A 22,517-nucleotide genomic window follows, 5' to 3' on the forward strand; every position below is an offset into this window, starting at 1 on the left:
CTTGGTGGCCGGGCTTTTTTATGCCTGGTGTTTTGTGGATGGCTGTGCCGGCCTGTTCGCGGGCTTGCCCGCTCCCACAGGTAAATCACAGGGCTCAGGTGCGTTGATATACCTGTGGGAGCGGGCAAGCCCGCGAACAGGCCGGCACAGCCCCCACATTCCTCATGGTTGATCACAAAGCCTGCAACCCGCTAAGGTCGCCGCCTTGATTCACGAGAGACAACCATGGGCTACCTGATAATCGTCGCGCTGATCCAGGCGTTTTCCTTCAGCCTGATCGGCGAGTACCTGGCCGGGCACGTCGACAGCTACTTCGCCGTGCTCGCGCGGGTGCTGCTGGCCGGCCTGGTCTTCCTGCCGCTGACCCGCTGGCGCCAGGTCGAGCCGCGCTTCATGCGCTCGATGCTGCTGATCGGTGCGTTGCAGTACGGCATCACCTACGTCTGCCTGTACCTGAGCTTTCGCGTGCTTACGGTGCCGGAAGTGCTGCTGTTCACCATCCTCACGCCATTGCATGTAACCCTGATCGAAGACGCCATGAACCGGCGTTTCAATCCGTGGGCACTGTTGGCCGCACTGGTGGCCGTGGCTGGCGCGGCGGTGATCCGCTTCGACAGCATCAGCGGTGAGTTCTTCACCGGTTTCCTGTTGCTGCAGTTGGCCAACTTCACCTATGCCGCCGGCCAGGTGCTATACCGCCACCTGGTCGCACGCAACCCCAGCGACCTGCCGCACTACACCCGTTTTGGCTATTTCTACCTCGGCGCCCTGCTGGTGGTGCTGCCGGCCTTCCTGCTGTTCGGTAATGCCCAGCACTTGCCGAGTACCGACGTGCAATGGCTGGTGTTGTTGTTTCTCGGGTTGTGCCCGACGGCGCTGGGCCTGTACTGGTGGAACAAGGGTGCGTGCCTGGTATCCGGCGGTACCCTGGCGGTGATGAACAACCTGCATGTGCCTGTGGGGCTGCTGCTCAACCTGCTGATCTGGAACCAGCACGAGCCACTGGGGCGGCTGTTCATTGGCGGTGCGATCATCATCGCGTCGGTATGGCTGAGCCGCCTGGGTGGCCGTGGGCGAGCGCCGCTGTCTGGCAAGGCCTGACATGCTGACCCTCTCCAACGGTGTGCAACTGCCGGATACGGACATCGAGCTGAGCTACATCCGTGCCCAAGGCGCGGGTGGGCAGAACGTCAACAAAGTGTCCAGCGCGGTGCACCTGCGCTTCGACATACGCGCCTCATCGCTGCCCGCGTTTTACAAGGAGCGGCTGCTGGCGCTACGGGACAGCCGCATTACCGGCGATGGCGTATTGATCATCAAGGCCCAGCAGTTCCGTACCCAGGAGCAGAACCGCGCGGATGCCTTGGCACGCCTTGCCGAGTTGATCATCGCTGCCGGCAAGACCGAAAAGAAACGCCGCCCCACCAAGCCCACCCTCGGCTCGAAGACCCGCCGGCTTGAAGGGAAGGCCAGGCGCAGTACGGTCAAGGCGGGGCGGGGCAAGGTGGACTTCTAAGGCCGTAGGCGGAACGGGCTATTGCGCAGGCTTGCATGGCTGCGCGCCCAGTGTAGGAGCGGGTTTACCCGCGAATGCGGTGGTGGCTGTAATGGGGAATGCCGGAAGATACTGGCCAGCAGGCCCTACCTCTTCGCGGGTGAACCCGCTCCTGCAACGGGCAGCGTAGAGCCACCAATTTGTGACCATCACCGCCAGTGTAGGAGCGGGTTTACCCGCGAATGCGGTGGTGGCTGTAACGGGGAATGCCGGAAGATACTGGTCAGCAGGCTCGGCCTCTTCGCGGGTGAACCCGCTCCTACAACGGGCAGGGTAGAGCCACCGATATGTGACCATCACCGCCAGTGTAGGAGCGGGTTTACCCGCGAATGCGGTGGTGGCTGTAACGGGGAATGCCGGAAGATACTGGCCAGCAGACCCGGCCTCTTCGCGGGTGAACCCGCTCCTACAACGGGCAGCGTAGAGCCACCAATTTGTGACCATCACCGCCAGTGTAGGAGCGGGTTTACCCGCGAATGCGGTGGTGGCTGTAACGGGGAATGCCGGAAGATACTGGTCAGCAGGCCCGGCCTCTTCGCGGGTGAACCCGCTCCTACAACGGGCAGGGTAGAGCCACCGATATGTGACCATCACCGCCAGTGTCGGAGCGGGTTTACCCGCGAATGCGGTGGTGGCTGTAATGGGGAATGCCGGAAGATACTGGCCAGCAGGCCCGGCCTCTTCGCGGGTGAACCCGCTCCTACAACGTGCGGCGTAGAGCCACCGATATGTGACCATCACCGCCAGTGTAGGAGCGGGTTTACCCGCGAATGCGGTGGTGGCTGTAACGCGGAATGCCGGAAGATACTGGTCAGCAGGCCCGGCCTCTTCGCGGGTGAACCCGCTCCTACAACGAGCAGGGTAGAGCCACCGATATGTGACCATCACCGCCAGTGTAGGAGCGGGTTTACTCGCGAATGCGGTGGTGGCTGTAATGGGGAATGCCGGAAGATACTGGCCAGCAGGCCCGGCCTCTTCGCGGGCATGCCCGCTCCCACAGGGACCGCGAATGCTTGAGGTCTTCACTGTTCCTGGGGAAGTCCGGCTTGCAGGGGATTGGCTTTATTCTCCAGCCGCTCTCTTGAACAGCAGCCCTCGCAATCTCAAGCCTCGCTCATCTCTTCCAGCCGACGCGGCACAGGCTCTTGCATCACACGCCCGCTCAGCCCCACGCGCATGTCGTTACCACTCGGCTGCTGGTACAGGCTCAAGCCGAACTCCGGCAACACCGCCAGCAGGTAATCGAAGATATCCCCCTGGATGCGCTCGTAGTCCGCCCACACCGTGGTGGTGGTAAAGCAGTAGATTTCCAGCGGCACGCCTTCGGCGGTGGTCTGCATCTGCCGCACCATGCAGGTCATGTTCGGGTGCACATTGGGGTGGTTTTTCAGGTAGGCCAGGGCAAACGCGCGGAAGGTGCCGATATTGGTCAGCTTGCGCCGGTTGGCCGCCAGTTCGGCCACCGGGCCCAGCGCTTCGTTCCAGCTTTGCAGCTCCTGGCGTTTGCCGGCCAGGTAGTCGCCCAGCAGGCTGACCTGGGACAGGCGCTGTTCCTCCTCGCGGGTGAGGAAGCGTACACCTGCGGCGTCGATGAACAGGCTGCGCTTGATCCGCCGGCCGCCGGATTGCTGCATGCCGCGGTAGTTGCGGAACGACTCGCTCATCAGGCGCCAGGTGGGCACGGAGACAATGGTCTTGTCGAAGTTCTGCACCTTCACCGTATGCAGGGTAATGTCCACCACGTCGCCATCGGCGCCAACCTGGGGCATTTCGATCCAGTCACCGACATGCAGCATGTCGTTGCTGGTCAACTGCACGCTGGCGACGAACGACAGCAGGGTGTCCTTGTAGACCAACAGCAGCACCGCCGACATGGCGCCCAGGCCCGACAGCAGCAGCAGGGGCGAGCGGTCGATCAGGGTGGCGACGATGACGATCGAGGCGAAGATCCACAGCATCATCTTGGCCAGCTGCACATAACCCTTGATCGAGCGGGTGCGGGCGTGTTCGGTGCGCGCATAGATATCGAGCAGGGCATCCAGCAGGCACGACAGCGCCATGGTCATGAACAGCAGGGTGAACGCCAGGGCGACGTTGCCCAGGAAGTGCTGGGCGGTATCGGACAGCTCCGGTACCAGTTTCAGGCCAAACTGCACCACCAGTGACGGGGTAGTCTGCGCCAGGCGGTGGAAAACTTTGTTGTGACGCAGGTCGTCCAGCCACTTGAGTGCCGGCTGGCGTGCCAGCAGACGCGCGCCGTGCAGCATCAGAAAGCGTGCCAGGCGGCCGATGACCAGGGAGATGAGCAGTAGCACCGCCAGGCCGATGGCCGCGTGCAGCATGGGGTGTTGGTCGAGGGTGCCCCACAGGTCGAGGGAGTCACGCCAGATTTGTTGGATATCCATGGGCTTGCATACAGTCTTGTTGCGAAACGAGGTGCCATTAGAGCGCGGATGGCGACAAAGTTGCCAAAAGAAATTCGGCTAAGGCGGCAGAAAACGTTACCCTATGCAACTGAATTTCCCGCACTTGCCTGAGGTTACCTCCGTGTTCTCCCAATTCGCCCTGCATGAACGCCTGCTTAAAGCCGTGGCCGAGCTTAAATTTGTCGAGCCAACCCCGGTGCAGGCCGCGGCCATACCCTTGGCCCTGCAAGGGCGTGACCTGCGCGTGACCGCGCAGACCGGCAGCGGCAAGACGGCAGCTTTCGTGCTGCCGCTGCTCAACCGCCTGGTCGACCTGAAAGGCGGGCGCGTCGAAATCCGTTCGCTGATCCTGCTGCCTACCCGCGAACTGGCTCAGCAAACCCTGAAGCAGGTGCAGCTGTTCTCGCAGTTCACCTACATCAAGGCGGGCCTGGTCACCGGCGGTGAAGACTTCAAGGAACAGGCCGCCATGCTGCGCAAGGTGCCGGACGTGCTGATCGGCACCCCGGGCCGTTTGCTCGAGCAACTCAACGCCGGCAACCTCGACCTGTCCCACGTGCAGGTGCTGATCCTCGATGAAGCCGACCGAATGCTCGACATGGGCTTCGCCGAAGACATGGAGCGCCTGTGCAAGGAGTGCGAGAACCGTGAGCAGACCCTGCTGTTCTCGGCCACCACCGGCGGTGCGGCCCTGCGCGACATCATCGGCAAGGTGCTGAAAGACCCGGAGCACCTGATGCTCAACAGTGTCTCGCAGTTGGCCGAAGGCACTCGCCAGCAGATCATCACGGCCGACCACGATCAGCACAAAGAGCAGATCGTTCAGTGGCTGCTGGCCAATGAAACCTTCGACAAGGCAATCATCTTCACCAATACCCGCGCCCTGGCCGACCGTATCTACGGCCACCTGGTGGCCAAGGATGTGAAGGCCTTCGTACTGCACGGCGAGAAGGATCAGAAGGACCGCAAGCTGGCCATCGAACGTTTCAAGCAGGGCAGCTCCAAGGTGCTGGTGGCCACCGACGTGGCGGCCCGTGGCCTGGACATCGACGGTCTCGATCTGGTGATCAACTTCGACATGCCGCGCAGCGGCGACGAGTACGTGCACCGCGTGGGCCGTACCGGGCGTGCCGGTGGTGAAGGGTTGGCAATCTCGCTTATCACCCACAATGACTGGAACCTGATGTCCAGCATCGAGCGCTACCTCAAGCAGCAGTTCGAGCGCCGCGTCATCAAGGAAGTGAAGGGCACCTACACCGGGCCGAAGAAGGTCAAGGCCTCGGGCAAGGCGGCCGGGAGCAAGAAGAAAAAGATCGAGAAAAAAACCGGCGACAAGAAGGCGGCCGCCAAGCGCAAGCCTACCGCCAAGCCGAAGGCCAACGCGCCACTGGCCAGCGCCGATGGCCTGGCGCCGCTGAAGAAGCGTAAGCCTGCTGCCGAATAACTAGCGCTCAATGGCCTAACCCCGGCAAGCCAGCGCCCACAGGGCTCACACAGTATTCAGCATGTGTGAAAACCTGTGGGCGCCGGCTTGCCAGCGATAGGGCCATTGGAAACACCCCATTACTCAGCCTTCTGCTCCGCTACCTTCAACTCCTTGATCCGCTGGTCAATCAGCTGACACTTGTCGGGCAAGTCCTTGCTCGCCGTCCCCAGGTCCATCCCCTGCAGCTCTTCATTGATTTCCTTGGCTTTTTGCGGGTTTTGCTCGGTCAGTTGGGTAACCAGCCCAGCCAGCTCTTCACGTTTCTGCGTCGCTTCTTCCGGTGTGCAGGCCCAGGTGGGCAGGGCGCAGGTCAGGGCGGTGGCGCAAACAATGGGTAGCAGCGGTTTCATCCTTTCTACCTCCAGCGGTGGCTATGCGCGGTGGAGACCTTGGCGTCCTTGGAAGTTCATGGCTTGCGACCGGTGGATCGTTTCCATGATGGCGTAGTCCGCTTCTGAAATGCCCTTAAACCGCCCGTGCGGCGTTGAACAGCGTGCTACACCGCTCTAGTCTCAGAGGAAAAGAGGGGGGTATTGTATGTACAGCTGTAAATACAGGTCGGCCTATGTTCTTTGAATGGGACGAAGCCAAGAACCAGATCAATATCCGCAAGCACCGCATCGACTTCGTCGACGATCCTGAAATGTTCAACCACCCCATGCTGATCCGGCGCGATAAGCATGGGGTGTGCGATGAAGAGCGTTGGGTAAGCATCGGATGGCTGAAAGCACTGATAGGCGTGGTCGTGTACACAGAGAGGCGGGGTGAGGTGATACGCATCATTTCCGCGAGAAAAGCCACCAAATGGGAGGCCAGACATTATGACCGAATCATCGAAAACTGACTGGGGCCGGCTGGCCCGACAGGACGATAAGGACATCGACACAACCGATATCCCGGAACTGGACCAGGCGTTTTTCCGCCAGGCCGAGTTGCACGTACCCGCCAAACAGGCGGTGACCATTCGGCTGGACGCTGATGTTCTTGCCTGGTTCAAAGAGCAGGGTAGCGGCTACCAGACTCGCATAAACCAGTTACTGCGCCAGTACATGCAAGCGCAACGACGACAGCGCTGAGCTTTCTCGGAACGCACGGCAACCTGTTGAGTCCCACTGTTGTACCCCTTTCGTCCACAGCAGGAGCCCGTAGCCATGAGCACCACCTACGACTGGGACCTGATCGAACGCTTGCTGCACGAGGTGCAGAACGGCGCCGGTCACAGCTTCACGCCACGCCCCTACGCCGAGCAGCACGCTGCCGCGCTGGCCGCCAAAGGTGAGCCGGTGGGTGACCTGGATCGCTTGAAAACTCGTGCTTGTGAATATGAAAAGCTGTTGTTCGAGCGTGGCTTTATCGAAAGCCGGCCTGAGGAAGACGGCGGCAACGGCGAGAACTTCGTGCTGACCGAGCGCGGCTCGCGGCTGATGAGCCTGATCGACAGCAGCATCCCTGGCTTCGAGCACCCGCGCCAGGTGTTGGACGAGCAGGTAGATGCGCTGGACCAGACCACCTTCGAACAGGTGTCGGCAAAAGCGCAAATCGCTTGAGGTCGTTTTGAGGCTGGCATGGGTGGCCATGAAAACCCGATAATCGGTAGCTTCTGAACGCTGCCGAGTTGCTGCCCATGCCTACGTTCACCTCAAAGGCCCGCCCATGAATGCGGCCCGCAAGAACCCAGACGCCTTTGCCTTCCAGGTCATGCTGGGCCTGTGCCTGATCTGGGGCTGCCAGCAGGTGCTGATCAAGACCGCCGCCGTGGACATCGCCCCGGTGATGCAGGCGGCATTGCGTAACGGTATCGCCGCGGTGTTGGTGGGCCTGATGCTGTGCTGGCGGGGCACCTGGGAGCAGGTCGGTAGCACCTGGCGCCCTGGGTTGGTCGCGGGTGCTTTGTTCGGTATCGAGTTCCTGTTCATTGCCGAGGGCCTGAAACTGACCTCGGCGGCGCACATGTCGGTGTTCCTATATACGGCGCCAGTCTTCACCGCGTTGGGGTTGCACCTGCGCCTGGCCAGTGAACGCCTGCGCCTGTTGCAATGGCTTGGCATCCTGCTGGCCTTCGGCGGCATTGCCATGGCCTTTGCCGGAGGCATGTCGTTCGAGCACATGGATGCCCGAACCTTGCTGGGCGATGCGTTTGGCGTGATCGCCGGGCTGGCCTGGGGCGCCACCACGGTGGTGGTGCGCTGCTCACGCCTGTCGGAAGCCCCGGCGACCCTGACCTTGTTCTATCAACTGGCGGTGGGGTTTGCCGGATTGTTGCTGATTGCCCTGCTCAGCGGGCAGATCGGCGAGGTGTCGCTCACGCCTTTGGCCATGGGTAGCGTGCTGTTCCAGGGGGTTGTAGTGTCGTTCGTCAGCTACCTGACCTGGTTCTGGCTACTGCGCAAATACCTGGCATCGAACCTGGCGGTGTTTTCCTTCATCACCCCTTTGTTCGGCGTAACCTTTGGGGTCTTGCTGCTGAACGAGCCACTGACCGCGCATTTTGTGGGCGGTGCGGTGATGGTGCTGCTGGGGGTGATTCTGGTGAGTGCCGAACCTTGGGTTAAGCAGCAACTGCGCAAGTGGGTGGGGTAGTGGACCGACTTGCAACAAAGCGAAACGATTAACCAGTCGTCGGAATGCGCCGCTATGGCTTGATCCGGGTCAGAATGGCCCCTATCTGTAAGAGCAGAGGCATGCGTAATACAGGACATCGGGCTATGATCTGTATGAAACATTGCAGGATTGATTCGCCGTGAGGCTGACCCGTCAAGGGGGCATTATGAATAAACCACTGTCCAACTGGCTCCACGACCTGGCGGTCGCCTTGGGGCTGATTCCACCACCCTTGCAGCCGGTGCCGATCCCGACTGATGAAGAGCAGCGCAAGCGCCAACCGCGTCGTCGCTGATACAAGCAAAGGCCGCAGCACCTGGGTGGGGGCTGCGGCCTTTTTGTGTCTGGGCAACTGGCTTGCCTGCTCTGGGCCCACCGCTGGCCCTGGAGGCTCGCCAGCGATAGGGCCAGTACAGGCCGAAGGTCAGGCCAGCTTGACCGCTGCCACGGGTTTACGCGACAGCAGGCTCACCACCACAAAGCTCACCAGGCCAATCGCGAGGCTGTAGTAGATCGGCGTATTCGCCTCCAGCCCGTCCTTGAACATGAACAACAGGGCAGTCGCAAAGCCCAGCGACATGCTGGCGATGGCGCCGGCAGTGGTGGCGCGTTTCCAGAAAATGGCGCCAATCAGCGGAATCAGCATGCCGCCCACCAACAGGTTGTAAGCCAGGGTCAGGGCGCTGATCACGTCGTTCACCATCAACGCGATACCCAGTACCACCAAACCGGTCAGCAAAGTGAACAGGCGGCTGATACCCAGGCTGGACTGCTTGCCGCCACGCAGCTTGGGCAGCAGGTCTTCGGTGATGGTGGTCGAGGCCGCCAGCAGGCCTGCGCTGGCAGTCGACATCATGGCCGCCAGCGCCGCTGCCATCAGCAGGCCGCGGATGCCATCAGGCAGCGTGGTCTTGATCATTTCGGCGAAGGCATTGTTCGGGTTGGCCAGGTCGGGCATCAATACATGAGCGGCCATGCCGATCACGGCACAGGCCAGGCCATACAGCACGCAATACACCCCGGCGGTGGTGCCGGCACGCTGGCAGACCTTTTCGTCACGGGCGGTGAACACCCGCTGCCAGATATCCTGGCCAATCAGGATGCCGAAGAAGTAGATCAGGAAGTAGGTGATGATGGTATCCCAGCCGATGGTGGTCAGCTGGAAGCTGGCCGCCGGCAACTTGGCCACCAGGGTGTCCCAGCCGCCGGCCTTGTACAGGCACACCGGCAACAGGATGAACATCAGGCCCACGGTCTTGATCACGAACTGCACGATATCGGTCAGGGTCAGCGACCACATGCCGCCAATGGTCGAGTACACCACCACCACACCCCCGCCCAGCAACAGCGCGGCCCAGAAGGGCAGGTCCAGCAGCACTTGCAGCACGGTGGCCATGGCCAGGGTGGATGTCACGCCGATCATCAGCGCGTACGCCAGCATGATCACCGCGCTGGCCTGGCGTGCGGTCGGGTTGTAACGCTGTTCCAGCACCTGGGTCACGGTGAAGATGCGCAGGCGTAGCAGCGGCTTGGCCAGAAACAAGTTGATGGCGATGATGCCCAGGCCCAGCGCGGCGCACAGCCAGAAGCCGGAAATGCCGTGAACGTAGCCCAGGCGCACGGTACCCACGGTGGAGGCGCCACCCAGCACGGTGGTGGCCATGGTGCCCATGTACAACATCGGGCCCAGGTTGCGCCCGGCGACCAGGTAGTCTTCATGGGTTTTCGCGCGTCGCATGCCATACCAGCCAAGCCCGAGCATGCCTGCGGTGTAAAGCATTACAACTATGATGTCCAAGGCCATTGGGGGTCTCCCGATTATCTTTATTATGGCGAGATCGGCCACGCGGGCGTTCGCACGGCGCCCGGTGGTCTTCTGGTGTTGGCGGGCCTCGGTGGCCCGACCACATTAGCGGCGGACTACACCCGGCAGTACGCAGAGCATTTCGAACAGCAGGTTGGCGCCGAGCAACGAGGTATTGCCGGTGGTGTCATAAGGCGGGGAGACTTCGACAAGGTCACAACCGATCAGGTCCAGGCCATGGCAGCCGCGAATGATCTCCATTGCCTGGATGGTGGTCAAGCCGCCGATTTCCGGGGTGCCGGTACCAGGTGCCCAGGCCGGATCGATGCCGTCGATGTCGAACGATAGGTAAACCGGGCCGCCGCCGACTTTTTCCCGCACCTCGGCCATCAAGGGCTCCAGCGACTTGTGCCAGCACTCTTCGGCCTGAACCACGCGGAAGCCCTGGCGGCGGCTCCAGTTGAAGTCGTCGGCGGTATAGCCTTGGGCGCGCAGGCCGATCTGCACCACGCGCTCGCAGTCGAGCAGGCCTTCTTCCACCGCCCGGCGGAAGGTGGTGCCGTGGGCGATCTTCTCGCCGAACATGTGGTCGTTGACGTCGGCGTGGGCGTCGATGTGCACCAGGCCGATCTTGCCGTGCTTCTTGTGCAGCGCCCGCAGGATCGGCAAGGTGATGGTGTGGTCACCGCCCAGGGTCAGGGGAATGACATTGTGCTCGACGACCTGGTCGTAGGCCTCTTCGATGATGCGCACGGCGTCCAGCAGGTTGAAGGTGTTGATGGCCACATCGCCTATGTCGGCGACCGACAGCGAGTCGAACGGGGCGGCGCCGGTGGCCATGTTGTACGGGCGGATCATCACCGATTCGGCGCGGATTTGCCGGGGGCCGAAGCGTGTACCGGAGCGCAGCGAGGTGCCGATGTCCAGCGGCACACCAATGAAGGCTGCGTCCAGGCCTTCGGCGCTTTGCAGGTGGGGGAGGCGGAGCATGGTGGCGATGCCGCCGAAACGCGGCATTTCGTTGCCGCCCAGTGGTTGGTGGAGAGTCTTGTCCACGGTGGGCCTCATCAGTCGGTCGATTGTTCTGTTTGTTCGAACCTGTGCCGCTGCTCGCTTTCCAGTTCGGTTTTTGCCAGCGGGCAGGGACATTTCGGCCAGTCTGCGCAAGGTAGTGCCATGGAAGAATCGCTACCGACAAATACTTAGTTCAGGAATTTCTGAACTAAAGCCCGGCGCAGCGGTTAGACTGCGCGCAAACACCCTGTGGAACCGTTGCCCCATGGCCTCGACTTTGCCCGACCTGAAACTGCTGCGTATCTTCATCAGCGTGGTGCGCCACCAGGGTTTCGCCAACGCCCAGCGTGAGCTGAACCTTTCGACTTCGGCCATCAGTACCTACATGAGCCAGCTGGAGGGTGCCCTGGGTATCGTGCTGTGCCACCGTGGCCGGGGCGGTTTCAGCCTGACCAGCAAGGGTGAGCTGTTCCACCAGGAAACCCTGCGCCTGTTGGCCGAACTGGACGGGTTCGAGCAATACGCGGCGGCCCTTAAGGGCGAGCTGCGCGGCACCCTCAACCTGGGGGTGATCGACTCCACGGTGGGCGATCGCGCCCTGCCGCTGGCTGAAGCCATTGGTGCCTACAGCCAGGAGCACCCGGCCGTGCACCTGCACCTGTCGGTGTCCAGCCCTTACGAGCTGCAGCTGGGGGTGCAGGACAACCGCCTGGACCTGGCAATTGGCGCGTTTTCTTCACGCATGAGTGGCCTGCTGTACCAGCCGCTGTACCGCGAGCAGCACTGGCTGTACTGCAGCAGCCGCCACCCGTTGTACGGCGAGCGGCGCATTCCCGAGCAGGTGGTGACCCAGCAGCGTATGGTCGGGCGCGGCTACTGGAGCCAGGCCGAGCTGGCCCGGCATGGTTTCAAGCACAGCGCGGCGACGGTTGAGAGCATGGAGGCGCAGCTGATCCTGATTCTGTCGGGCGCCTACATCGGCTACCTGCCCGAGCACTACGCCCAGGCCTGGGTCGACAAAGGCGACTTGCGCGTGTTGTCTCCGGCGACGTTCGGTTACCAGGCACCGTTCTCGTTGATCATCCGGCGTGGGCGCAGCCGCGAACCGCTGATCCAGACCTTCCGCGACCTGCTGAAAAGCCAGCTCAACGTAGGCTGATAAACAGAATGTTCATACATTCTGTCGGCAGGCCGCTAAATTCCTGCACACGTGTGCCGCTAACCTCATAGCGCTCTGCTACATATCAACTTGCGCTGATGATTTCCCTTCTTTTCATCCTGCAAGGATCGCCCGACGATGCGCATGAATTTGCCAGTCACTGAACACGAAAGAACATTCCCCAGTGAACAACGGCTGATTTCCACCACCGACTTGAACAGCCGCATCACGTATTGCAACGACGCCTTCGTGGCGATCAGCGGGTTCACCTACGACGAGCTGGTGGGCCAGCCGCACAACCTGGTGCGTCACCCAGACATGCCGCCGGCGGTGTTCGGCCATATGTGGGACACGATCAAGCAAGGCAAGCCGTGGATGGGCGTGGTCAAGAACCGGGCAAAAAACGGCGATTACTACTGGGTCAGTGCCTACGTGACGGCAGTCTACGAACAGGGCCGCATCAGCGGCTACGAGTCGGTGCGTTCGGTACCGACCCGTGAGCAGATCCGCCGTGCCGAGGCGTTGTACGCACGCCTGCGTGCCGGCCGCCGGCCGGTATCGTGGGCGGCGCGCCTGGGCCATGGCCTGCGCCAGGGCTGGCCATTGCTCGGCGCCGGCCTGGTGTCGGCGGCGGGCTACCTGTGGTTGCCACCCTATGCCGCGCTCGGGGTGTTGATGGTTGTACTGCTGGTAGCCTGGTGCCTGGTCGAGCACCGTCAGAACCAGGCCATCCGCCGCACGCTGGTCGAGCACCCCAAGGCGTTCACCAGCCCGCTGGTGGCGCTCACCTACAGCGACAACCCGGGGCTGCGGGGCCAGCTGGACCTTGCCATCATCAGTGAAGAAGCCCGCCTGCAGACCGCGCTGACGCGCCTGGTAGACGCCGGGGTCGGGGTAAAATCACGCGCTGCGCAATCTTCCGACCTGTCGGGCGCGCAGGCGCAGATGCTCGACCGCCAGCGCAGCGAGACCGACCAATCGGCCACCGCCATCGCGCAGATGGCGGCGACCATCCAGGAGGTTACGCATAACGTGCAGAGCACAGCGCATGCCGCAGGCGATGCCGACCAGCTGGCGCAGCAGGGCAGCGAGCTGGCGCTGCAGAGCCTGAAGGCCATGGGCAGCATGAGCGATGCAGTCAATGACATTGGCCAGGCGGTGAACGCCCTGGCGGAACAGACCCAGTCGATCGGCAGCGTGGTGGATGTGATCACCTCGATCGCCGAACAAACCAACCTGCTGGCGCTCAACGCCGCCATTGAAGCGGCGCGGGCCGGCGAGCAGGGCCGCGGGTTTGCCGTGGTGGCCGATGAAGTACGCTCATTGGCCCAGCGTACCCGCACCTCCACCCAGGAAATTCACCAGATCATCGCCTCGTTGCGGGCCGGGGCAGAGCGCGCAGTGAGTACTGCCAGCCGTGGCGAGCAGATCTCGCGTGACAGCGTGCACAGTGTCGAGGCAGTGCAGGCGGCGTTGAGCGGCATAGCCCAGGCGGTGAGCCGCATCACCGGCATGAGCCAGCAGATGGCTACGGCATCGGAGCAGCAAAGCCACGTGGCTGAAGACATCAACCAGCAGATCGTGCGCATTGCCCAGCTGTGCGATCAAAGTGCCGGGCAGGCGCGCCAGGGGGCAGAAATCAGCCAGGACCTCGAGCGCATGGCGGAGTACCTGCACAGCCTGGCGGAGCGCTTCAACCGTTGAGGTTGCCGTGGTCGCCTTGCGGCCAGGGCATAGGGCAAGGCCCGCCAGCCGGGCCAGGGTTCTGTGGCAAAATACCCCCGGCCAAGGAGACCCTCATGCCCAGACCCCGTTGCGAGCGCTGCCAGCGCCCGCTTGATCATTGCCTTTGCTCGCTGATCCCTGCGCTAGGCAGCCGAACCCGTGTGATCGTGCTGCAGCACCCCAGTGAAAGCGCCCACGCGCTGAATACCGCACGGTTGGCTGCCCTAGGCCTGAGCAATGCCGAGCTGCGGGTTGGGGAGGTATTCGACGATCTGCCAGCGCTGCTGGCAACCCCCGGGTACCGCCCGGCGCTGTTGTTCCCGGGCGCTGAAGCGCAGCCCCTGGCTGCCTATGGCCCAATGGACGAGCAACCCTTGCTGCTGATCGTGCCCGACGGCACCTGGCGCAAGGCGCGCAAGCTGCTGTACCTGAATCCGCTGCTGGAGGCGTTGCCGAGGGTGACCTTGGGGCAGGTGGCCGCTTCGCGCTATCGCTTGCGCAAGGCGCCGGAGGCGGGAGCGTTGTCGACCATCGAGGCCGTGGTGGGGGCGCTGAATGCACTGGAGCAACCGGCCTGCTTCGATGCGCTGCTGGCACCGTTCGAGGCCTTGATAGAGGGGCAGATCAGGGCCATGGGCGTGGAGACGTTCCAGCGTAACCATGGCACCGAGTGAGGGCAGGGGGCCGCTGCGCAGCCCATCGCGACACCAGGCCGCTCCTACAGGCCATCGCACCCGCCATTGGCATACACGATCTGTGTAGGAGCGGCCTTGTGTCGCGATGGGCCGCACAGCGGCCCCAGCAATCTCAAGCCTGATCAACGCATCTCGGGCAAGCGTGCCTCGGTACGAACTTCGGTCGCGGCCAGCGCCTCTGGCGGCAGCGAAATACGCTGCTTGCTGAGCAATTCACCCATGGTCGCCAGCACCCGGTAGCGCGAGTACTCTTCGGTGTAGCGCACTTCGGTGTAGCGACGGTCGGCGTTGTACAGTTCGTTTTCACTGTCGAGCACGTCCAGCAGGGTGCGTTGGCCCAGGCCGAACTGGTCCTGGTAGGCGGCGCGCACGCGCTTGGTGGTTTCGGCGTATTCACGCGCGGTCGGCAGCTGCTTGCTGGCGTTGTTCATGGCGTTCCACGCCAGGCTCAGGTTTTCGGTCAACTCGCGCAGGGCGTTGTTGCGGATGTCCAGGGCCTGGTTGATCTTGTGCGCGTCGGATTGCAGGCGAGCCTTGTCACTGCCGCCGCGGAACAGGTTGTAGTTCATCTCCACGCCGGCTTGCCAGTCGTTGTTGTTGTGGCCTTTCTCGCCGCCGGTGTTGTTGTTGGCACCGGTGGCCAGAATGGCGTCGAAGCGTGGGTAGAAGGTCGACTTGCCAACCTCGTACTGCTGCTCGGCCGCATTTACATCAGCCTGGGCCGACTTGATGTAGGGGTTGTTCTGGCGCATGCCATCACGGGCCTCTTCAAGCGTGGCAGGCACCTCGGCCTTGATGGTGGGCGGGCTTTCCAGCTCGTCTGGCATGCGCCCGATCACGCTGAAGAAGTTGGCCTCGGCGTCGGCCAGGTCCACTTCGGCGGTGTCCAGGTTGTTTTCTGCCAGGGCGCGGCGGGCGCGGGACTGGTCAAGGTCGGCCGTGCTGCCAACGCCACGCTCGTTACGCAGGCCGATCTGGTCGTTGACCCGCAGGTGGGCTTGCAGGTTGTTCCTGGCCAGGGCCACCAGTTCACGGCGCTTGAGTACCTCCAGGTACACCTCGATCGCACGCAGGGCGACATCCTGCGCAACCGCCTGGGTGTAGTAGGCACGCGAGGTGGAAACCGCTTCGGTCCGGCCCACTTCGTTCGCGGTGTTGAAGCCGTCGAAGATCATCTGCCGCAGGCGCAGCTCGGACTGGGTGTAGTTCAGGGTTTCTTTGTTGTGGTTACCCGCGGCACGGGTTGTGGTGTTGTCCGAACGCTGGCGGCCGTAGCCCGCGACCAGGTCAACGGTAGGGAAGTAGCCACCACGCGCGAATTTCACGTCCTCATCGGCCGACAGCTTGCTGTTACGGTTGGAGCTGACCTGTGGGTGATAGTCCACGGCGCTTTGGACGGCTTCGGTGATCGACATCGCCTGCACGTTGGCACTCGCCAGGGCCAACAGTAATGCGGTGGTGATGGGGTTCAAAACGCGCATGGTACATCTCCCTGATCTTGAATTTGGTCCTGCTGCTCGCCAAAAAAATGACGATTATTTATCGCGTATAGTGTTGCAGGTTTTTAACGTGACAGCTAAGTACATTCATCGCGATAGATAAGAAGATTTATTCATATCAAAATGAAATTAAATACCTGAAATGTCTAAAAGGGACTTTTTATGCAGCCCCCAGGTTGTGTGTCAAATATCGGTAAAGCCAATATTCTCAAGGCCTTCAGGCGGTTCCAGAACGAATTTGGCTAAATACTGGGCGGGTTAGGCGAAAGTGATATTTGGCGACAAATTATTGTCACTTTGGCCTGTGCAGGGTTTTTTGCTTGAGGATGTACAGGCTTACCAGCACGGCGCTGGTCAACATGAAGGCGCGGGCCCAGAACAACGGCACCAGGTAGCAGGACAGCCCGATGCTGGCCCACATCAGGCCAATGGCATAGACCTTGCCTTTGAGGGGGATGCCTTCACCACTGAGGTAGTCGCGAATCCACGGCCCCAGTTTGGGGTGGTGGACCAGCCAGTGGTGAAAGCGTGGCGAGCTGCGAGCGAAGCAGGCGGCCGCCAACAGAAGAAACGGGGTGGTAGGCAATACCGGCAGGAAGATCCCCAACACCCCCAGTGCGACGCTGAGCCAGCCGATGGCCAGCAGCAGGTAGCGCACAGCTGGCTTAGTGGTGGCGTGGCTTGAGCAGCGCCGGCTTTTCGTCAGGTGCGTGCAGCAGCAGGAACAGTGCCGTCAGCGCTTCGGGAATTTGCACGATCATGTCGTCCTGCAGGTTGGCGTTGCTGGCGATGTCGGCGAACTCCGGCTGCTCGTCGAACAGGCCCGAACCCACCATGATTGGCAGCAACATTTCGCTGACTTCCTCTTCTGCGTTCTCGAACCAGGCCTCTTCGCGCAGGAAAACGCCTTCCATGAAGCCGATGCACCAGCCGCGCAGGTCGGAATCGTCCGGCTCGTCAGTCAGGTCGAGGTCGCAGGGCAGTTCGAATTCATCGTCGCTGGCCAGCTGACGGGCAATGTGAGCCTTGAGTGCCACCAGGGTCGCCTCGATTTCGGTGCGCTGGGCTTCGCTGCTGTAGTGCGGCTCTTCGGCGAACAGGGCGTCGATCCACTCGCGCTCGGGCACGTCTTCGGCGTTGATCGACAGCGCGGTGAGGTAGCCGTGGGCGGCGACATAGTCCAGCGCTTCTTCGTGCAGCTCGTCGGCGTCGAGGAAGGCTTGCAGGCGGGTCAGTTGCTCGGCGAAGGACATTACAGGGCTACCTTGGGGAATAAACGATAACGAATTCTAGCATCTTGCGGCGGCAGCGGGGCAAAGGAACGTCTATCGCGGTGGTGCCCTGCGCGGGGCGGTGCTGCGGTATACTCCGCGATTTTCATCCAGGCGCGGTTTTACTGGCGGCCTGGCAAAAACCGCTTACGCATTTGGCGTGTGCGGGGCGGGTTTTTCGTCCAGCCTGTGTGCAGGGTGGTACGGCGATTTGGAGTTGCACATGCTCGAACAGGCTCAGCGCGTTCTCAAGGACATCTTTGGCTACGACAGTTTCCGAGGGCGCCAGGCAGCGATCATCGAATGCGTGGCCAATGGTGGCGACGCCCTGGTGCTGATGCCGACCGGCGGCGGCAAGTCGTTGTGTTTCCAGGTGCCGGGCCTGCTGCGCCCAGGCCTGACTGTGGTGGTCTCGCCGCTGATCGCGCTGATGGACGACCAGGTCGCCACGCTTGACGAGCTGGGCGTAGCCGCAGCCGCCCTGAACTCCACGCTCACGGCCGAGCAGCAGCGCGACCTGGCCGGGCGCCTGCGCCGTGGCGAAGTGAAAATGCTGTACCTGGCACCCGAACGCCTGGTGCAACCGCGCATGCTCGATTTCCTGCGCGACCTGGATATCTCGCTGTTCGCCATCGACGAAGCCCACTGCGTTTCGCAATGGGGCCATGACTTCCGCCCCGAATACCTGCAACTGGGCCAGTTGGCCGAACTGTTCCCGCATGTTCCGCGCATTGCCCTTACCGCCACCGCCGACATGCGTACCCGCGAAGAAATCGTTCAGCGCCTGCACTTGCAGGGCGCAGAGCGCTTCCTGTCGAGCTTCGACCGGCCGAACATCTTCTACCGCATCGTGCCCAAGGAAGCGCCGCGCAAGCAATTGATGGCGTTCCTTGCCGAGCGCCGTGGCAACGCCGGCATCGTTTATTGCCTGTCGCGCAAGAAGGTCGACGAAACCGCCGCCTTCCTTTGCCAGCAGGGCTTCCCGGCGCTGCCATACCATGCCGGCCTGGCGGCCGAAACCCGCGCCGCCAACCAGCACCGTTTCCTCAACGAAGAGGGGCTGATCATGGTCGCCACCATCGCGTTCGGCATGGGTATCGACAAACCCAACGTACGCTTCGTGGCCCACCTCGACCTGCCCAAGTCCCTTGAGGCCTACTACCAGGAAACCGGCCGTGCCGGCCGAGACGGCCTGCCGTCCGATGCCTGGATGGCTTATGGCCTGCAGGACATGGTCATGCTCAAGCAGATGCTGCAGAACTCCGAAGGGGACGAACGCCACAAACGCATCGAGCAGCACAAGCTCGATGCCATGCTGGCGCTGTGCGAAGAAACCCGCTGCCGCCGCCAGTCGCTGCTGGCCTACTTCGATGAAATTCTCGAGCAGCCGTGCGGGCACTGTGACAACTGCGTCGACAACGTCCAGACCTGGGATGCTACCGAGCCGGCGCGCCAGGCCCTGTCGGCAGTGTTTCGCACCGGCCAGCGCTATGGTGTGGGCCACCTGGTCGACGTGTTGCTGGGCAAGGACACCGAAAAGGTGCGCAATTTCGGCCATGAAAAGCTGTCGGTTTTCGGCGTGGGCAAAGGCCTGGCCGAAGCCGAATGGCGTTCGCTGTTCCGCCAGTTGGTGGCGCGCGGGCTGGTCGACATCGACCTGGAGGGCTACGGCGGCCTGCGCTTGTCCGACAGCTGCCGGCCACTGTTGCGTGGCGAGGTCACCTTGCAACTGCGCCGTGACCTCAAACCGCAGATCACTGCCAAAAGCGCGTCGTCCAGTGGCGGCAGCCCGGCCAGCCAACTGGTGCGGGCCGAAGAGCGGGAATTGTGGGAGGCATTGCGCACCTTGCGGCGCAAGCTGGCCGAAGAACACAGCGTACCGCCGTACGTCATCTTCCCCGACTCCACGTTGCTGGAAATGTTGCGCAGCCAGCCGGTCAGCCTCAGCGACATGGCTCAGGTCAGCGGCGTGGGCGCGCGCAAGCTGGAACGCTATGGCCAGGCGTTCCTTGAGGTACTGAACGACAACGGCGGCACCCGCGAGGCGCCGAAGGTGGTGCTCGACCTGCGCCATGAGCTGGTCAGCCTGGCCCGCGCCGGCATGACCCCAGCGCAAATCGCCGGGCAGCTCAACTGCAGCGAAAAGAATGTGTACAGCTTGCTGGCCGAGGCCTTGGGGCGCCAGGAGCTGAGCCTGGACCAGGCGCTGGACTTGCCAGAAGACCTGCTGATGGAGGTGCAGGACGCCTTCCTCGATGGCGAGGGCGAGCTGCCGCCGGTTGCGACCATCGCCCCGCTGTTTACCGGGCGAGTGCCGGAAGGGGTGCTGTATTGCGTACGCGCGGCACTGGCAGCCGAGTTCGAGCTGTAGGCCTGCGCATGTTCGCAGGCACAAGCGCCATCTGCTGACCTTTGTCATGCTTTTTGACGATTTTCGCCCAAGCCACCTTGGCCGAGCCTTGCCTCATGGGGCAGGGCATGGTTAGCTGCCTAATAATTAGATCTACTCGATGAGTTACCTATGCCTCTAACCGACAACCAACACCGCTTCGGCATGCAGCTGGCCCAGATGTCCCGGGGTTGGCGTGCCGAACTGGATCGCCGCCTGGCCGGGCTCAATCTGTCGCAGGCGCGCTGGCTGGTGTTGCTGCACCTGGCCCGTTTCCAAGACGCCCCGACCCAGCGTGAGCTAGCCCAGAGTGTGGGTGTCGAAGGCCCGACCCTGGCGCGTCTGCTCGATAGTCTGGAGGCCCAGGGGCTTGTACGGCGCCAGGCGGTGCTGGAAGACCGGCGGGCGAAGAAGATCGTGTTGTGCCCGCCGGCCAAGCCGTTGATCGAACAGATCGAGACCATCGCCAACCAGTTGCGCATCGAACTGTTCAGCGGGGTGGATGAAGCCGACCTGCAGGTGTGCATGCGGGTGCATGCCAAGATTCTGGGCAACCTGGAAAAATCCTGAGGCAGGGGCTGCCCTGCAGCCTTTCGCCGGCCCGCCCGCTCGGCGTGGCGGGCCCGACGCCCGGGCCCGGGCCCTGTATGCGCTGCCTAGAAGGTATGCCCCAGGTTCAGGTACACCGCCTGCTCATGCGCACTGTTGGTGCCATAGGTGAAATTCAATGGGCCCAGCGGCGTTTCCAGCCCGAGGAAAATACTCGCCGCATTGATGTAGCCACTGTCGAACGCATTGTCGTTGTTCCACGCCCGCCCGCGCTCCAGCGAACCGCCGATGTACAACGGGAAGTCCAGCGGCACATACGCCCGTGGCGTCAGCCGGCGGTAGTAGACCACCCGCATCAGGCTCATGTTCTGGCCCGACACCGAGTCCTGGCGGAAGCCCGACAGCTCCCGCGCCCCGCCCAGCACGAAGCTGGAGGTCACCACTTCGGTGGCATCCAGCGTGCGCCCGTAGCGGCCGCCCAGCACGAAGGTATTCGGGCCGCTGCTGATGGCCTTGTCGAGGTTGAACAGCCATTGCCGGTAATCCTGGTCGGAATCCAGCGACTTGTCGTACTTGCGCAAGGTCAGGCCGATGTCTTCGCCATGGTGTGGGAAATACACGTTGTCGAGGGTGTCGAACGAGTACTTCAGCTCGTAGAAACCTTCGTTGAAACTGACCTTGGGCAAGTCCTGGTCGCCAATGCGCACCTCGGCCTCGCCCCAGGCCTTGCCAACCCCCAGGCGCACTTCGCCGCTGTTGCCGATCTGCCGGCCCACGTTCAGGCCAAAGCCATAGCGCTCCAGGCGGTACTCGGCGACCGGGTCGTTGTCGAGGGTGGCCTCGATGTTCTGTGAGCCGAAGTCCAGGTAGGGCGCGACGAAGTAGCGTGAGCCGACATCCAGCGGTTGGTAGAACTCGCTGTACAGCGCTTGCTGGTCGCCGATCTGGCCGCGGGTCAGCCACTCGGCACCCAGGCTGTTGATGCCGTTGACCCGGTAGCTGGCGCCCAGGTTGAAGGCGCTGTCGCCGCGCAGGTCGTCCGACAGGTTCAGCCCCAGGCGCAAGTAGTCGGTGCCGCCGCGGCGGCCGCGGGCGTTGATCACCAGGGTGTTTTCATCGCCCTTGTGTACCACGCGGTACTGCACCCGGTCGAAGTAGTCCAGGCCGTACAGCGTGCCCATGTCGGTCTCCAGGCGGCCAAGCTCCAGCGGGGCATTGATGGGCTGGCGAATGTACGAACGGATCACATCGTCACTGACCTTGGCGTCGTTCTCGATTTTGATGGCGGTGATGATGGGCGTGCGTTGGCGCGGTGAACGGGCCACGGCCAGGCTGGTGCTGGCGTCTGGTTGGCGCAGCGCGGCCAGGCGCGCGTCGAGCAGGCGGGTAGCGCGGTAGCCGGCGTCGATCATGTCCCGCGCGCGGCCGAAGTCGGTCACGCCGTAGGCTGCCAGCGGCGGTTGGATGAGGATATCGTCGCGGCGCAGGCTGGCCAGTTGCTCTTCCGAGTTGCGCCGGGTTGTCAGCGTGATGGACTGGTTCAGCACATCGACCACGGTCAGCAACTGCTTGCGGTCGCGCAGCGGCGTACCGATATCCACCACGATGGCCAGGTCCACCCCCATATCGCGTGCCACGTCGAGCGGAATATTGTCGACCATGCCGCCGTCCGCCAGCAGGCGGCCGTCCAGTTCGACCGGGGCGAACACTGCCGGGATCGACATGCTGGCGCGGATCACCTGCGGCAGGTGGCCGCGGCGAAACACCACTTTTTCGCCACTGGCGATGTCGGTGGCCACGGCGCGGAAGGGGATGGGCAGCTTGTCGAAATCGCGCGTGTGGGCGGTGTGCGCCAACTTGCTTTCCAGCAGCAACGACAGGTTCTGGCCTTGAATCACCCCCAGCGGCAGGCCCAGGCTGCCGTCGTCACGAAAACTGAGCTTTTGCTTGACCAGAAAATCGCGGTCATCCTGCTTGCGCCGGAATGGCACGTCCTCGCGGGGTGGGCTGTCGGACAGCGCCTGCTGCCAGTCGAGGGTGGTGGCGAGGTGTTCCAGCTCTTCGACACTGTAGCCCGAGGCGTACAGCCCGCCGACTACAGCCCCCATGCTGGTGCCGGCAATGGCGTCGATGCGTACGCCCTGTTCCTCCAGCGCCTTGAGCACGCCGATGTGCGCCAGGCCCCGGGCCGCGCCGCCCGACAGCACCAGGCCGACCTTGGGCCGTGCCGGTTCGGCGGCGGTTGCTGTAAGCGAGGTGAGGGTGAACAGCAAGCAGAACAGCAAACGGCGCATCGTGGGTCTCAAACCGAGGGTCAAAGACCGCTAGTATAAGCCGCCCCTCA

General features: G+C 62.7%; 21 protein-coding genes. 13 read left to right on the plus strand and 8 right to left on the minus strand.

The window, feature by feature from the left end; genetic code table 11:
• Positions 1-225: 225 nt before the first annotated feature.
• Together K4A76_RS07380 and arfB are read left to right on the plus strand one after the other, a co-directional pair.
• Positions 226-1,101 (plus strand): carboxylate/amino acid/amine transporter, encoded by an 876-nt coding sequence (locus K4A76_RS07380; RefSeq protein ID WP_274411849.1) that lies wholly within the window; start codon positions 226-228, stop codon positions 1,099-1,101.
• Between the two features lies 1 nt (position 1,102).
• Complete coding sequence (gene arfB, locus K4A76_RS07385; protein WP_009683095.1) at positions 1,103-1,516, plus strand: alternative ribosome rescue aminoacyl-tRNA hydrolase ArfB; 414 nt, start codon at positions 1,103-1,105, stop codon at positions 1,514-1,516.
• A 1,142-nt stretch (positions 1,517-2,658) separates the two neighbouring features.
• Here arfB and K4A76_RS07390 read toward each other — a convergent pair.
• The gene (locus K4A76_RS07390; RefSeq protein ID WP_274411850.1) at positions 2,659-3,960 is read right to left on the minus strand and encodes a mechanosensitive ion channel family protein; all 1,302 of its coding nucleotides are present in this window, start codon (positions 3,958-3,960) and stop codon (positions 2,659-2,661) included.
• A gap of 103 nt (positions 3,961-4,063) precedes the next feature.
• On the opposite strand from K4A76_RS07390, the gene K4A76_RS07395 reads away from it, so the two are divergent.
• Positions 4,064-5,425 carry a DEAD/DEAH box helicase gene (locus K4A76_RS07395; protein ID WP_054905580.1) on the plus strand — a complete coding sequence of 454 codons (1,362 nt, stop codon included), beginning with the start codon at positions 4,064-4,066 and terminating at the stop codon, positions 5,423-5,425.
• A gap of 119 nt (positions 5,426-5,544) precedes the next feature.
• Here K4A76_RS07395 and K4A76_RS07400 read toward each other — a convergent pair whose 3' ends face one another.
• Complete coding sequence (locus K4A76_RS07400; RefSeq protein WP_274411851.1) at positions 5,545-5,817, minus strand: hypothetical protein; 273 nt, start codon at positions 5,815-5,817, stop codon at positions 5,545-5,547.
• Between the two features lie 215 nt (positions 5,818-6,032).
• Between K4A76_RS07400 and K4A76_RS07405 the strand changes: the two genes are divergently transcribed.
• From K4A76_RS07405 to K4A76_RS07425, 5 genes are all read left to right on the plus strand, one after another.
• Entirely contained in the window at positions 6,033-6,311 is a 279-nt protein-coding gene (locus K4A76_RS07405; RefSeq protein WP_274411852.1) for a BrnT family toxin, read from the plus strand.
• Complete coding sequence (locus K4A76_RS07410; protein WP_274411853.1) at positions 6,289-6,543, plus strand: BrnA antitoxin family protein; 255 nt, start codon at positions 6,289-6,291, stop codon at positions 6,541-6,543. The genes K4A76_RS07405 and K4A76_RS07410 overlap by 23 nt, the downstream gene beginning before the upstream one ends.
• Positions 6,544-6,618: 75 nt before the next feature.
• The gene (locus tag K4A76_RS07415) at positions 6,619-7,014 is read left to right on the plus strand and encodes a transcriptional regulator (RefSeq protein WP_274411854.1); all 396 of its coding nucleotides are present in this window, start codon (positions 6,619-6,621) and stop codon (positions 7,012-7,014) included.
• Between the two features lie 106 nt (positions 7,015-7,120).
• On the plus strand, positions 7,121-8,047 hold the full coding sequence (locus tag K4A76_RS07420; protein ID WP_274411855.1) for a DMT family transporter: 927 nt from the start codon (positions 7,121-7,123) through the stop codon (positions 8,045-8,047).
• Between the two features lie 187 nt (positions 8,048-8,234).
• The gene (locus K4A76_RS07425) at positions 8,235-8,363 is read left to right on the plus strand and encodes a PA1414 family protein (protein ID WP_009683677.1); all 129 of its coding nucleotides are present in this window, start codon (positions 8,235-8,237) and stop codon (positions 8,361-8,363) included.
• Positions 8,364-8,492: 129 nt separating this feature from the next.
• Here the strand turns inward: K4A76_RS07425 and K4A76_RS07430 are convergent, their stop codons facing one another.
• Both K4A76_RS07430 and speB read right to left on the minus strand, forming a co-directional pair.
• Positions 8,493-9,872, minus strand: coding sequence for a sodium:solute symporter (locus K4A76_RS07430; protein WP_054914019.1), 1,380 nt, complete (start codon positions 9,870-9,872; stop codon positions 8,493-8,495).
• 105 nt (positions 9,873-9,977) lie between these two features.
• Positions 9,978-10,928, minus strand: a complete 951-nt coding sequence (gene speB, locus K4A76_RS07435) for an agmatinase (RefSeq protein WP_009683675.1) — start codon at positions 10,926-10,928, stop codon at positions 9,978-9,980.
• Between the two features lie 223 nt (positions 10,929-11,151).
• Between speB and K4A76_RS07440 the strand changes: the two genes are divergently transcribed.
• The 3 genes from K4A76_RS07440 to K4A76_RS07450 all read left to right on the plus strand — a co-directional run bounded on the left by K4A76_RS07440 (position 11,152) and on the right by K4A76_RS07450 (position 14,444).
• A complete protein-coding gene (locus K4A76_RS07440) occupies positions 11,152-12,045 on the plus strand; it encodes a LysR family transcriptional regulator (RefSeq protein ID WP_009683674.1) in 894 nt (297 codons plus the stop codon).
• A 138-nt stretch (positions 12,046-12,183) separates the two neighbouring features.
• Positions 12,184-13,749 (plus strand): methyl-accepting chemotaxis protein, encoded by a 1,566-nt coding sequence (locus K4A76_RS07445; RefSeq protein WP_274411856.1) that lies wholly within the window; start codon positions 12,184-12,186, stop codon positions 13,747-13,749.
• A gap of 95 nt (positions 13,750-13,844) precedes the next feature.
• The gene (locus K4A76_RS07450; protein WP_274411857.1) at positions 13,845-14,444 is read left to right on the plus strand and encodes a tRNA-uridine aminocarboxypropyltransferase; all 600 of its coding nucleotides are present in this window, start codon (positions 13,845-13,847) and stop codon (positions 14,442-14,444) included.
• A gap of 143 nt (positions 14,445-14,587) precedes the next feature.
• On the opposite strand, the gene K4A76_RS07455 is transcribed toward K4A76_RS07450, so the two are convergent.
• From K4A76_RS07455 to K4A76_RS07465, 3 genes are all read right to left on the minus strand, one after another.
• Positions 14,588-15,946, minus strand: coding sequence for a TolC family outer membrane protein (locus tag K4A76_RS07455; protein WP_009683671.1), 1,359 nt, complete (start codon positions 15,944-15,946; stop codon positions 14,588-14,590).
• A 310-nt stretch (positions 15,947-16,256) separates the two neighbouring features.
• The gene (locus K4A76_RS07460; protein WP_009683670.1) at positions 16,257-16,622 is read right to left on the minus strand and encodes a YbaN family protein; all 366 of its coding nucleotides are present in this window, start codon (positions 16,620-16,622) and stop codon (positions 16,257-16,259) included.
• A gap of 7 nt (positions 16,623-16,629) precedes the next feature.
• Complete coding sequence (locus K4A76_RS07465) at positions 16,630-17,217, minus strand: YecA/YgfB family protein (RefSeq protein WP_009683669.1); 588 nt, start codon at positions 17,215-17,217, stop codon at positions 16,630-16,632.
• Positions 17,218-17,458: 241 nt separating this feature from the next.
• On the opposite strand from K4A76_RS07465, the gene recQ reads away from it, so the two are divergent.
• Positions 17,459-19,606, plus strand: coding sequence for a DNA helicase RecQ (gene recQ, locus K4A76_RS07470; RefSeq protein ID WP_029887626.1), 2,148 nt, complete (start codon positions 17,459-17,461; stop codon positions 19,604-19,606).
• 150 nt (positions 19,607-19,756) lie between these two features.
• The gene (locus K4A76_RS07475) at positions 19,757-20,194 is read left to right on the plus strand and encodes a MarR family transcriptional regulator (RefSeq protein ID WP_009683666.1); all 438 of its coding nucleotides are present in this window, start codon (positions 19,757-19,759) and stop codon (positions 20,192-20,194) included.
• A gap of 86 nt (positions 20,195-20,280) precedes the next feature.
• On the opposite strand, the gene K4A76_RS07480 is transcribed toward K4A76_RS07475, so the two are convergent.
• Complete coding sequence (locus K4A76_RS07480) at positions 20,281-22,467, minus strand: patatin-like phospholipase family protein (protein ID WP_274411858.1); 2,187 nt, start codon at positions 22,465-22,467, stop codon at positions 20,281-20,283.
• Positions 22,468-22,517: the final 50 nt, after the last annotated feature.

The organism is Pseudomonas sp. NEEL19 (assembly GCF_028751975.1).
GTDB lineage: Bacteria > Pseudomonadota > Gammaproteobacteria > Pseudomonadales > Pseudomonadaceae > Aquipseudomonas > Aquipseudomonas juntendi.

Coding starts and splice junctions, on each gene's coding strand:
- K4A76_RS07380 (WP_274411849.1), top strand. CDS start 226: ATGGGCTACCTGATAATCGTCGCGCTGATCCAGGCGTTTTCCTTCAGC.
- arfB (WP_009683095.1), top strand. CDS start 1,103: ATGCTGACCCTCTCCAACGGTGTGCAACTGCCGGATACGGACATCGAG.
- K4A76_RS07390 (WP_274411850.1), bottom strand. CDS start 3,960: ATGGATATCCAACAAATCTGGCGTGACTCCCTCGACCTGTGGGGCACC.
- K4A76_RS07395 (WP_054905580.1), top strand. CDS start 4,064: ATGCAACTGAATTTCCCGCACTTGCCTGAGGTTACCTCCGTGTTCTCC.
- K4A76_RS07400 (WP_274411851.1), bottom strand. CDS start 5,817: ATGAAACCGCTGCTACCCATTGTTTGCGCCACCGCCCTGACCTGCGCC.
- K4A76_RS07405 (WP_274411852.1), top strand. CDS start 6,033: ATGTTCTTTGAATGGGACGAAGCCAAGAACCAGATCAATATCCGCAAG.
- K4A76_RS07410 (WP_274411853.1), top strand. CDS start 6,289: ATGACCGAATCATCGAAAACTGACTGGGGCCGGCTGGCCCGACAGGAC.
- K4A76_RS07415 (WP_274411854.1), top strand. CDS start 6,619: ATGAGCACCACCTACGACTGGGACCTGATCGAACGCTTGCTGCACGAG.
- K4A76_RS07420 (WP_274411855.1), top strand. CDS start 7,121: ATGAATGCGGCCCGCAAGAACCCAGACGCCTTTGCCTTCCAGGTCATG.
- K4A76_RS07425 (WP_009683677.1), top strand. CDS start 8,235: ATGAATAAACCACTGTCCAACTGGCTCCACGACCTGGCGGTCGCCTTG.
- K4A76_RS07430 (WP_054914019.1), bottom strand. CDS start 9,872: ATGGCCTTGGACATCATAGTTGTAATGCTTTACACCGCAGGCATGCTC.
- K4A76_RS07440 (WP_009683674.1), top strand. CDS start 11,152: ATGGCCTCGACTTTGCCCGACCTGAAACTGCTGCGTATCTTCATCAGC.
- K4A76_RS07445 (WP_274411856.1), top strand. CDS start 12,184: ATGCGCATGAATTTGCCAGTCACTGAACACGAAAGAACATTCCCCAGT.
- K4A76_RS07450 (WP_274411857.1), top strand. CDS start 13,845: ATGCCCAGACCCCGTTGCGAGCGCTGCCAGCGCCCGCTTGATCATTGC.
- K4A76_RS07455 (WP_009683671.1), bottom strand. CDS start 15,946: ATGCGCGTTTTGAACCCCATCACCACCGCATTACTGTTGGCCCTGGCG.
- K4A76_RS07465 (WP_009683669.1), bottom strand. CDS start 17,217: ATGTCCTTCGCCGAGCAACTGACCCGCCTGCAAGCCTTCCTCGACGCC.
- recQ (WP_029887626.1), top strand. CDS start 17,459: ATGCTCGAACAGGCTCAGCGCGTTCTCAAGGACATCTTTGGCTACGAC.
- K4A76_RS07475 (WP_009683666.1), top strand. CDS start 19,757: ATGCCTCTAACCGACAACCAACACCGCTTCGGCATGCAGCTGGCCCAG.
- K4A76_RS07480 (WP_274411858.1), bottom strand. CDS start 22,467: ATGCGCCGTTTGCTGTTCTGCTTGCTGTTCACCCTCACCTCGCTTACA.